Genomic DNA, 11,382 nt, shown 5'->3' on the forward strand with positions numbered 1-11,382 from the left:
GCTGTACGTTTCTCTAAGCAATCGTTAGCGAGGCGTATGGAACCTATAAAAACAATAGTAAAGAAAGGGTGTTCATGTCATGAAGCACAACCTCATCAAGCTAAGCATGGTAATCATTTTAGCCGTAATACTTACATTAGGCTTGGCCGCATGTACAAAATCGGAGAATAACGAAAACAAGCCGACTTCAACGCCTGCGGAAAGTACCGAGCAGCCACAAGGCGAATCAACGCCAAGCCCCGAACAGCCTGCTTGGCAGCTGGATACCAGTCCAGTCGAGCTCTCGTGGTTCGTAGGCGCATCCTGGTATGCCCACAGCTGGGGAGAGAGCTTGACTTCCAAGTACGTGACCGAAAAAACAGGCGTCAATATTAAGCTCGAAGTTCCTTCAGGAGAAGCAAACGAGCATATTACCTTGATGATGACCTCTGGCAAGCTGCCAGACTTAATTTCTATGGGCTCTTGGGAAAACGCTGTCAAGAAACTATGGGAAGGCGACCATGTATATGCTTTAAATGAATTGGCGGAGCAGTATGATCCCTACTTCTTCAAGGTGGCGGGAGACGGCACACTGAAGTGGTATCGTCAAGAAAATGGCAATACGTATGGCATTCCGAATGACTCCTATAGCCCTAATCTCATGCATGAAACAGGCATGACAGCCGCCAATCAAACTTTTTTGGTGAGAAAAGATCTGTACGAAGAGATGGGCAAACCAGATTTGAGCACGCCGGAGGGCTTTCTAAATGCACTGCAGCTGCTCAAGGATAAGTATCCCGAGTATAAAGGCCAACCGATTAGTCCCTTCTTTGCACAGGGGAATGTTCCTTACGGGATGAGTGAATACCTGCAAAATCTACTCGCTGTTCCGCATGAAAAAGACGGCAAAGTATACGACCGCATTACCGATCCAGATTACCTTGCTTGGCTGAAAACCTTCCGCACAGCATACGAGCGCGGACTAATTAATGTAGATTTCCTAGTGGACTCCGATACGCAAGTAGAGGAAAAAACGAACAACGCCCGCTACTTCATGATGATTCGCGAGTGGACGGGAATGACGGCTGTCAATCCGATGCTGGCCGCAAGCGGGAACCCGGATTCCAACTACATTGCAGTAGATGGACCGCAGAACAGCAAGGGTGATTCTGCGAAGCTGTTCCCTGGCAACATGGACGGCTGGATGGTTACAATGATTAGCAAATCAACTAAAAATCCTGAACGTGCTATCCGCTTCCTGACGTACCTAGCCAGTGAAGAAGGCCAACGAGATTTATTCCTTGGCAAGGAAGGCGAGACGTGGGAAATGGTGAGCGGCAAGCCGCAGCTGAAGGCTGAATTGGTGAAATTGCTTGAAACGGATATTGAAAAGTTTGAAAAGGAATACGGCATTATGGATACCTACTGGATGATGCGGAACCCTGTTATTATCAACCAATGGAGACCGGAGAAAGCTCCCGTCATTAAGCAAATGGAGGACTTCGCCAATGCGCAGGCCGATATTGACAGCGGCATCTACAAAGGCTTAGATCCACTGGGTGATTCTGAGGTAGCGGTAGCCTGGTCACGCATCTCTCAAAATTGGGAGGAAGTGTTGCCTGAGCTGATTACGGCTAAGGATGAAGCAGCTTTTGATAAAATCTTTGATAATTTTCTTGCCCGCCGCGTGAGTTACGGTTTCGACAAGGTGATGGAATATCGCCAAGCCGAGCTGGATGTACGAAAAGCAAAAATGGCGGAGTAATTACACCTATACGCTATTTACTGCCGGCTGCCGAAATGGTGGCCGGTATTTCCGACTTTACTTGCACATTTGTAAGTAACGCCTTGTTACCTACCAGCCGGTTTGTAATATATGGTATATTACGGAGGTAGGGAGGGCCGTTAAATGAAGTATATGCTGACCAAAATGAGAAAGCTTTACCGCAATGCCCGCATATCCCAAAAGCTGTTTCTAGCCTTTAGCCTAGTCATTGCGATCCCTGCCATTTTGGTGTCCTTTTTATTTATCCGTATACAGGAAGCCCAGTTATACAAAGACGCTATGGCCACCGGCAGCAGCCATGTCGCACGGCTGAACGAACAGCTGCGCAGCAAAATGGACATGTTTGAAAACGCTTCCTCAACAGCGCTGACTCAAAAGGCATTCGTGGATTTTATCCACTCCAATATGCGCGGGGATGGCCTCCGCCTCGTGAAATTTAAACAAAATCAATTTGAGCAGATGCATAATATCATTGAAAGCCATGAGATGATCAGTGAGCTCAGCTTTTATGTCGATAACCCTAACCTGTTCGAAATTTGGCCTGAAATTTATCATTATGACAAGTTTTGGCCGCAGGATTATTGGGAGACCCTTCGAGATGAAGGCGGCGCAGCATACCGCCTGTTTGCATTTAAAGATGGCGAGCATACGCTAGCCTATTATCGGTTGGTACGCCTTCAGGGCCAACAAAACAAATTTCCTACCATTATGGAAATTCGTGCCGAGCACAGCATATTTTTCAACGACCTGCTGGAGGAGAGCGGAGGAGATTTCTTCTCGGTTGTCATGGACGGAACTAACCCTTCAAAAAATATATACAATCCGCAGCATCTATTTTCTCAAACCGCTGGGGAGGGGCTGAACAGTATTCTTGGCAGCATTCATCGGCAGCTGGACGTACTTCAACAGGATAGCCCCTTGAAGGTCCAAGTAGGAGATCAAACCTACTACGCACTTTATCGTTATATCGCTCCACTGAACGCTTATGTTGTAGATATTGCTTCCCATCAAGCACTTATGAAGGGTCCGCGCAGCTGGTATGCCTTTGTGGTAGTAATTGCTTTATGTGTATTGATGCTGATCATGCTGCTCGTATCGCATACGACCCGCCGCATTTTCCGTCGACTCGACAGCGTATTATCTTCTATGCGTCAGGTGCGGAAAGGCCAATTGGATGCGAAGATTAATATCGGCCTAGATGAACACGAGACCGGTGATGAAATCGATGAGGTAGCCATCAGCTACAACAAAATGCTGGACGAAATTAGTCGTCTGATGACGCAGGTGGTGGACAAGCAGCTCATTGCCAAAAACGCACAGCTGCACTCACTCCATTCGCAGATCAATTCACACTTCTTGTATAACGCGCTGGAATCCATTCGGATGCTAGCGGAGGTTCAGCAGCAGCCTGCAATCGCCGATGCGCTCGTATCGTTAGGCTCGCAGCTGCGCTACAGCATGCAGTGGCGAAGCGATACCGTCGCCCTCCGTGAGGAGCTCGCCAACATTGAAAGCTATATCAAATTCATTAACTTTATGGAGGGCGGCAGCATCGTATTAACGGCGGATCTCCCGCAGGAGGTGCTTCACTTTGCTATTCCTAAAATGTGCATGCAGCCCATCGTTGAAAATGCGGTTCATCATGCGGCACCTTTAGGCGGCAGTGTGCACATACAAATGACCGTACAAGTGGAGAATGACAGCCTATTGCGAATTGAGATACGCGATGACGGTGCGGGTGTTGATCCGAAGATGCTGGCTAGTCTGCAGGCTGTGCTGAGCGGCGATTCAGATACGCCAATTGTGACCAGCAAAAACGGCCTCGGCCTCGAAAACGTGCATAAGCGCCTGCAGCTTCATTATGGCAAGGGCTGCGGTCTTTCAATTGACAGTGTACAGGGCGCTTATACCTGTGTAACCTTACGTTTGCCTTGGGAAAATGTGAATCTTGGAGGATGGTAGGGCATGATCAATATTCTAATTGTAGATGATCAAAAGCACATACGCGATGGCCTGCAGGCCATGCTGCGCCAATTTCCACTGCAGCTTGATGCTATTTATTGTGCCGCTAACGGAATTGAGGCGCTGCACTTATTGCGTCAGCATAACATTCATCTGGTGATTACCGATATTATGATGCCGGATATGGACGGACTGGCGCTAATGGAGCAAACCAAAGAAGAGCACCTCAACGTGGATTACCTCATAATTAGCGGCTATAGTGATTTTGCTTATGCCCAGAAAGCCATTGGGCTTGGGGCAAAAGGCTACCTGCTCAAGCCGGTAAAACGGGAGGATCTGCTTACCGCAGTAGAGCATATTGGTCAGGAAATAAAGGCGCGGCAAGCCCTTTCCCGCAATATGGAGCATATGTCCCGCCGCGCTGAGGAGACAGACCGTAAAGAGCTTTGCATGTTTATGCAAGGCGCAGTGAACGATGAGGCATGGATTCGGCAGGTTCAGCAGCAAAACCCAAAACTTTGGCACAATTACCGTCTATGCCTGTTGCGGGAAGAACTATGGATCAACCAACCGGGGGCAGACAGTGCCCATAGCATCGAATCTATTGCTTACCGTGTCTATGGCAGTCAAGGATATATATGCCTGCAGCACCGCCCATACCTGATTCTTGCGGTCGATGCGGCCACAGATACGAATGCTTTGCCTGCTGCACTTAAGGCAAGTCAGATTGATGCCACAGCGGCTATGACTGGAACCCAGCAAGGCTTAAAAGGGCTTCCCGGCAGCTATACACAGGTGCTTGAACTATATCGCCATAGCTATTTATTCCCTGATAAGAGGTGCATCCTACCCGCGCATATGGAGAGGCTGGAGTCGCAATGGGAAATTCCCTATGAAGAGCTATATGCCCTGTTTCAGCTTATTGGCACCAAAAACAGCGGAAAGATTGCCCAAGGCATTTCTACGCTATTCCACAAAAATGTGCTGCAGCGATATCATATACGGTACACGCAGCAGTTATGCAGCGCAACGGTGCAGATGCTGGAGGAGTATGAGCGGGTGATCCGTCCCTACATGGGGGAAGAGGCGCTTGATATCGAATGCTTGCGGAATCTATTCGATTATCCGGGGATTCGAGATTATATTCAGGCGCTGCAGCAGCAGCTGCTTCGGCTGAACCAGTTTTATTATGATTACAAGTGCAGCTATCGCAAAACGCAGGACTTAAATGAAGCCATTCGTTTTATACACGAATGTTATCATAAGCCGCTGGACCTCGCGATGGTATCTAACCACGTGTCGCTTAATTACGCCTATTTTTCCAACCTGTTTAAAAAGAATGTTGGCAAAGGCTTTGCAGAATACCTGCGCGATGTGCGCCTAGATAAGGCTCGCCGCTTGCTAGCTGAAACCGATCATAAAATCGTCGAGGTAGCCACCATGGTTGGGTATGAAAGCTACAAAAGCTTTACAAGGGCATTTCGCGATGTGATGAATATGCAGCCCACGGAGTACCGGCAGCTGATGCGGCGGAAGCTTGAAAGAGAAGGAAAATATCAGGGCAAAGCGCTATGAGCCTTCAAAAATAATCAAAACCTAAAAAATTGGGTCATAACAAAAACAAATGGACCTATCCAGCTGTTAATTGTATTCGATAGAATAAAGGTGCACTCCAATGTAAGCGGTTTCCTATGAGAGCTTACAGAATCAATTGCCTCAAAATAAAAGGAGCCGCAGGGGTAACCATATTTTATTGAAGGAGGACAATAATGAAGGTACTTCACCATTCACAGAAACGGTTTAAGCGGAAGGTACTGAGCTTGTTCTTGGCGGTAGCGATGATGGCGAGCGTTGGGCTATTGCCATTTTCGAAAATTCAAACCGTCGATGCAGCAGGCACCACCGTTACCTCTATGGCTTACTTTTCAGCAGCAGACGGGCCTGTCATTTCAAAATCAGGGGTTGGGCAAGCAAGCTACGGTTTCGTTATGCCTATATTTAACGGGGGCTCCGCCACATGGAACGATGTTTCCGATGACGTAGGCGTAAAAGTGAAAGTAGGGGGCAACTGGGTCAATATTGACAGTGCCAGCGGCTACGTCTATAACCAAAACTGGGGGCATTGGAACGACAGCGGAACGTATGGCTACTGGTTCACTCTGTCCGCAACAACAGAAATTCAGCTGTATTCTAAAGCTAATGGAACGACCCTTAACTACACGCTTGTGTTTCAAAATATAAACAAAACAACGATTACGGCTATGACCCCTACCCAAGGGCCACAAATTACAGCAGGCTTTACAGGAGGTGCAGGCTTTACTTATCCTACCTTCAACAACAATCCAGCCATTATTTATGAAGCCGTAGCGGATGATTTGAAGGTGTTTGTAAAACCCGTAAACAGCAGCACTTGGATTGATATTAACAATAATGCTGCCAGCGGCTGGATCTATGATAGCAACTTCGGTCAATTCACCGAAGGAGGCGGCGGCTTCTGGTTTACGGTAACAGAGTCTATTAACGTAAAACTTGAATCAAAAACCTCTTCGGCTAACGTCATTTATACGATAACCTTTAATCAACCCGTAAGAAATTCATATGTCATTACTCCCTACGATGGAACAACCTTTACAGCAGATTCGAAAGGCGTCATAGGCATACCGCTGCCAAAAATTGATGGTGGCGCGCCAATAGGCACTGAGCTTGGAAAATTCGTTTACCAAATTAATATCAACGGGCAATGGGTGGATATGGCAAACTCCAGCCAGAGCGGATTTTCATATTCCGGCAATGGTTACAATAACATGTCCGATGCCAATCAGTGGGGATATTGGGCCGACTATATCTATGGTCTTTGGTTCCAGCCCGTCCAGGTGAATATGCAAATTCGAATCGGCTACCCATTGAATGGGCAGGCAGGCGGAAGTGTTGGCAGCAACTTCGTTAACTATACCTTTATCGGGAATCCGGATGCTCCCCGTCCAGATGTATCCGATCATGACGATGTGGCAATCGGAACGCCAAGCGACCCAGCCATTGCGGGCATGAATCTCATCTGGCAGGATGAGTTTAGCGGTACAGCGCTCGATACGAACAAATGGAACTATGAAACCGGCTATTATATCGGTAACGATCCCAACAGCTGGGGCTGGGGCAATGCAGAGCTGGAGCACTATACCAATAGTACACAAAATGTATTTGTACAGGACGGAAAGCTGAATATTCGGGCGTTGAACGATCCAAAATCGTTCCCGCAGGACCCAAGCCGGTATGCTCTATATTCCTCAGGCAAAATTAATACCAAAGATCATCTATCCTTCCAGTACGGCAGAGTGGATATTCGCGCGAAGCTGCCTACAGGCAATGGTGTCTGGCCCGCGCTCTGGATGCTTCCAAAAGATTCGGCTTACGGCGCATGGGCCGCATCGGGTGAAATTGATATTATGGAAGCCAAAGGACGTTTGCCTAGCACAACTAGCGGCGCTGTGCACTTTGGCGGACAATGGCCAGTGAATCGATATATTGCTGGGGAATATCATTTCTCGGAGGGGCAAACCTTTGCCAATGATTATCATGTGTATACGATGATCTGGGAAGAGGATAACATTAAATGGTACGTGGATGGGGAATTCTTCTTTAAAGTCTCCAGAGACCAATGGTACTCTGTAGCTGCACCGAACAATCCGAACGCTCCATTCGACCAGCCTTTCTACATCATTATGAATCTCGCGATCGGCGGTCATTTTGATGGCGGTTTAGCACCAAGTCCATCTGATATTCCTGCGACGATGCTGGTGGATTATGTACGGGTTTATAAAGAAAACGGAGGCCAAAATCCTACAAACGTGCCTGTTACCGGTGTTACTTTAAACCAGAGCACTGCACAGCTGCAAGTAGGACAGAGTGTACAGTTAAACGCCACTGTTGCACCCTCTAATGCAACAAATAAACAGGTAACTTGGAGCGTTTCGGGTGCCAGCATCGCTTCCGTAAATCAGAACGGTGTGGTGACAGGGCTCGCTCCAGGAACAACAACGGTTACGGCAACAACGGCTGACGGCAACAAAACAGCCAGCTCTACCATCACGATTGTACCCGCGCCAACAACAGTTATTGTCATTGGCGATGCGGTACGGGGCCTGAAAAAAGCAGGCAATAACTTGACGTTTTATGTGAATGGCGCAACCTTTGCTGATTTACACTATAAGATAAATAACGGTGCACAGCAAAACGTAGCCATGACCTCGATAGGAAACGGCAACTATACTTACCCTGTAAACAACCTGCAATCTGGGGATACCGTCGAATACTTCTTTACCTATAATCCGGGACAAGGCGCGCTGGATACTCCTTGGCTCACCTATATTCATGGGGTAACTCAAGGAACACCAGAATGAGCTTGGCTTAATCAGGAATAGCAAACAAGGCAGTAATCTCAAACAGGCGAGGGGGAATGTTCCCCCTCGCCTTTCCTAATGTTTCAACCAAAATTACGGAATGGCTGCTGATAAGAATGACATACTCATACGATTTTTGCTACCCCTGCTTTGCAGGCTCTTGTTTAAAAATAATTTTAAATATAGGGTAAAATACTAAAAACGAAATTGTACTATTGATAACCATTGTAATAACGTCAGCGGCTGTTTCACCAAATGAACCCATTCCCCATGTGTTCATGAATAAGTTATAAATAGGAGCTTTATAAAATCCTTGAGCTGCTGCAGCGCCAAAGGTGATCACAATGTACGCTAATACATACCAAAAAGCAGCCGTCCAAATATTGCTGTTCGATTTAAATGTAATATTTCTTTGTGCGAAAAAATTAATAATCTGTGCAATACCGAGCGTTATTTGAACAGCAAGGAAATAGCCAAGCCCGCCTCCGCCTCCTGATGCAAGCGATCCAGCTGCATAATCGAATACATAATAAGCACTTCCATCAAAATTACTGCCGAGCTGTAAAACTTGAAAGCTTATCGTTAGTAAGGAGGTCTGCGCGAATATAAGTTTAATTAAAGGCATCAAAATAAGCTGCAATGATGTAATCCCAACACTCAATATTAAGAATACGATGAATTGTGTAATATTAGGATGCCGTTGCTTCTGTTTATTCCAAAAACCGATGATTCCTGTATTTTTTTTGATTTCTATTACGCTCATATTATTCGTTATCTCCTCTGTCACACCTGTTGTGTTCTTATTCCTCTTTGCTCAAAATAATTCTGTTGGAAGTGAAAAAGGAGATACCGTTGTATCTCCTTTTTCATTCTTTATTTAATTGACGCTTAACCGCTCGTTATCGGTTTATCCATTTCAACAGCTTCAAAATTTGTTTTCGACTAATTTTCCCGCCGGTAAAACGATCGATTTGACGAAACGGCATATTCAGAACAAAGTAAACATTATTCGCTAAAAGCGGCTTATTAACGGCGTCAAAAAACCTTTTAAAGAAAAACACAACATGATAGATGGTTTTCCCCAGTCCGTTCTTATATTTAGCTTGAGCGATGGTGTCGTTTAAACCCAAATCATGTTTTGGGTTCCAGGTAGGCGATGGGGGCTCGTATCCCAACAGCCGCTTATATTCCGCTGCCGTTACTTCATGAACATGTCCGCTAAAATAATGCGGGAATTGCTCCTTCGTGTGCTCGCAAGAAACAGAATCCCCTGTAAGCGTAATCCGTTCACTTAACAGAATGGATTGAATCGAACTGCCGATTTGAATGTCGTAAGCCCCCGGTTCAACTGTCCATTCATTAATTGTCGGATTGTAATAGGAGAAATCACGTTCCTCCAGCGTTATCGTAACCCTTTTGCTTTCGCCCGGCTCCAAAAACACCTTTTCAAAGCCTTTCAATTCACGTTTTGCTCTGAATATGGCGGAATCGTGTTTCTGAATGTACAGCTGTGCAACCTCTTCACCCGGGACAGCTCCTGTATTGGTAATCGTAAATGAAGCTTTATACTGATCAACTGTTAAATCTGCATACTCAAAGGTTGTGTAGGAAAGCCCATAACCAAACGGAAATAACACAGGCTTCTCCACGGTATCAAAATAGCGGTAACCGATAAAAATACCTTCGATATGCTCCGCCGTTGCCTCCTTGCCCGGATAATAAGGGGCAGAAGAAACATCGCCGTATGAGATCGGGAAGGTTTCGCTAAGCTTGCCGCTTGGATTGTACGCCCCAAGCAATACACTCGTTAACGCTTCAGCGCTACCTTGCCCGGATAAATAGGTATGAATGATGGCTTTCACATCATGTACAAACGGCATTTCAATGGCACCGCCGCCGGCAACAATTACTACAACATTGGAATTAACTTTCGTCAATGAACGAAGCAAGTCCAGCTGGTTCTCGCGCAAGCTGAGATTCTCGCGGTCGACACCTTCCGCTTCACTGCCTTCGTCCAGTCCTAGGAACAACAGAACGGTATCAGCTTGGTCAGCTAACGTTACGGCTTCTTTTACTAACCGATCATTATTTCCGCCCATTCGATTGAAGCCTTTCGCGTACCCAACGATCGGCAAACCAGATTGACTGAGCACATCGCAGGCATTGGACAGCTTAGCAGGATTAATAAGCGAGCTTCCAGCACCCTGATAGCGAGGGTTTTTGGCAAAATCGCCAATAATCGCAATCTTTTTATCCTGCCCAAGCGGCAAAATATGACCCTCGTTTTTCAGTAGCACAATCGAACGTTTTGCAGCTTCTATCGCTTTGTGATGATGCTCCTCATAGTCAATGCGCGGCGCGGGGCTATCGTTCAACTGGGTGGTAAAGACCAGCTCTAACAGTCGATGAACGGCTCCATCCAGCACCTCTTCAGCTAATTTATTGCTTCTAACCGCTTGCACGATTTCTTTATCCGTAATCCCATTGGTTGCGGGCATTTCCAATTGATTGCCTGCTTTTAAGCCCGCAACACGGTCATTATTACCGCCCCAGTCGGTAACGACTACGCCATCAAATCCCCATTCTCCGTAAAGAATATCCTGCAGCAAATAGTCGTTTTCATTGGCGAAGGTGCCGTTTACTTTATTGTATGAGGTCATGATTGTTTTTGGCTTACCCTTCTCAACTACACGTCTGAACCCTTCCAAATACAGCTCTCTTAACGAGCGTTCATCTACAACCTCATCAATCGTCATTCGCATATGCTCTTGGCTGTTGACCGCAAAATGCTTTGGGCAGGCAGAAATGCCGTTGTCTTGAATGCCTTTCACCATCTCGCTCGCTAATTCGCCCGTTAGATAAGGGTCCTCGGAAAAATATTCAAAGTTGCGGCCGCATAACGGATTCCGCTTGATGTTTAATCCAGGGCCAAGCAGCACACTCACTTTTTCACTAGCCGCTTCTTTTCCAATCGTTTGGCCCACTTCATAAATCAATTGCCTATCCCAACTATTAGCCAAGGTTGCCGCCGTCGGAAAACAAGTGGCAGGCAGACTTTTATTTAAGCCTAAGTGGTCTGCCTTTCCGCCTTGCTTCCTGAGTCCATGAGGCCCATCTGTCAGCATAATGCTTGGAATATTTAATCGATCGATCGCTTTTGTATTCCAGAAATTTGCGCCAGACATTAAAGACGCTTTTTCCTCTAAGGTCATGCTTTCGATTAATGCTTTATACTTCATTTCATTCACCCTGCTTCCA

The 11,382-nt window shown here is 46.5% G+C and carries 6 protein-coding genes; 4 read left to right on the plus strand and 2 right to left on the minus strand.

Annotated elements, in window-relative coordinates:
* Positions 1-79: 79 nt before the first annotated feature.
* From AB4Z45_RS19085 to AB4Z45_RS19100, 4 genes are all read left to right on the plus strand, one after another.
* Positions 80-1,744, plus strand: coding sequence for an extracellular solute-binding protein (locus AB4Z45_RS19085; RefSeq protein WP_441910895.1), 1,665 nt, complete (start codon positions 80-82; stop codon positions 1,742-1,744).
* Positions 1,745-1,888: 144 nt separating this feature from the next.
* The gene (locus tag AB4Z45_RS19090) at positions 1,889-3,727 is read left to right on the plus strand and encodes a sensor histidine kinase (RefSeq protein WP_441910897.1); all 1,839 of its coding nucleotides are present in this window, start codon (positions 1,889-1,891) and stop codon (positions 3,725-3,727) included.
* A gap of 3 nt (positions 3,728-3,730) precedes the next feature.
* Positions 3,731-5,302, plus strand: a complete 1,572-nt coding sequence (locus AB4Z45_RS19095) for a response regulator transcription factor (protein ID WP_441910899.1) — start codon at positions 3,731-3,733, stop codon at positions 5,300-5,302.
* 194 nt (positions 5,303-5,496) lie between these two features.
* Positions 5,497-8,124 (plus strand): family 16 glycosylhydrolase, encoded by a 2,628-nt coding sequence (locus AB4Z45_RS19100; protein ID WP_441910901.1) that lies wholly within the window; start codon positions 5,497-5,499, stop codon positions 8,122-8,124.
* Positions 8,125-8,263: 139 nt separating this feature from the next.
* Here AB4Z45_RS19100 and AB4Z45_RS19105 read toward each other — a convergent pair whose 3' ends face one another.
* A complete protein-coding gene (locus AB4Z45_RS19105) occupies positions 8,264-8,887 on the minus strand; it encodes a hypothetical protein (RefSeq protein ID WP_441910903.1) in 624 nt (207 codons plus the stop codon).
* A 136-nt stretch (positions 8,888-9,023) separates the two neighbouring features.
* The gene (locus AB4Z45_RS19110) at positions 9,024-11,363 is read right to left on the minus strand and encodes a glycoside hydrolase family 3 C-terminal domain-containing protein (RefSeq protein ID WP_441910904.1); all 2,340 of its coding nucleotides are present in this window, start codon (positions 11,361-11,363) and stop codon (positions 9,024-9,026) included.
* Positions 11,364-11,382 lie beyond the last annotated feature (19 nt).

Source organism: Paenibacillus sp. MCAF9 (genome assembly GCF_052114265.1).
GTDB lineage: Bacteria > Bacillota > Bacilli > Paenibacillales > Paenibacillaceae > Pristimantibacillus.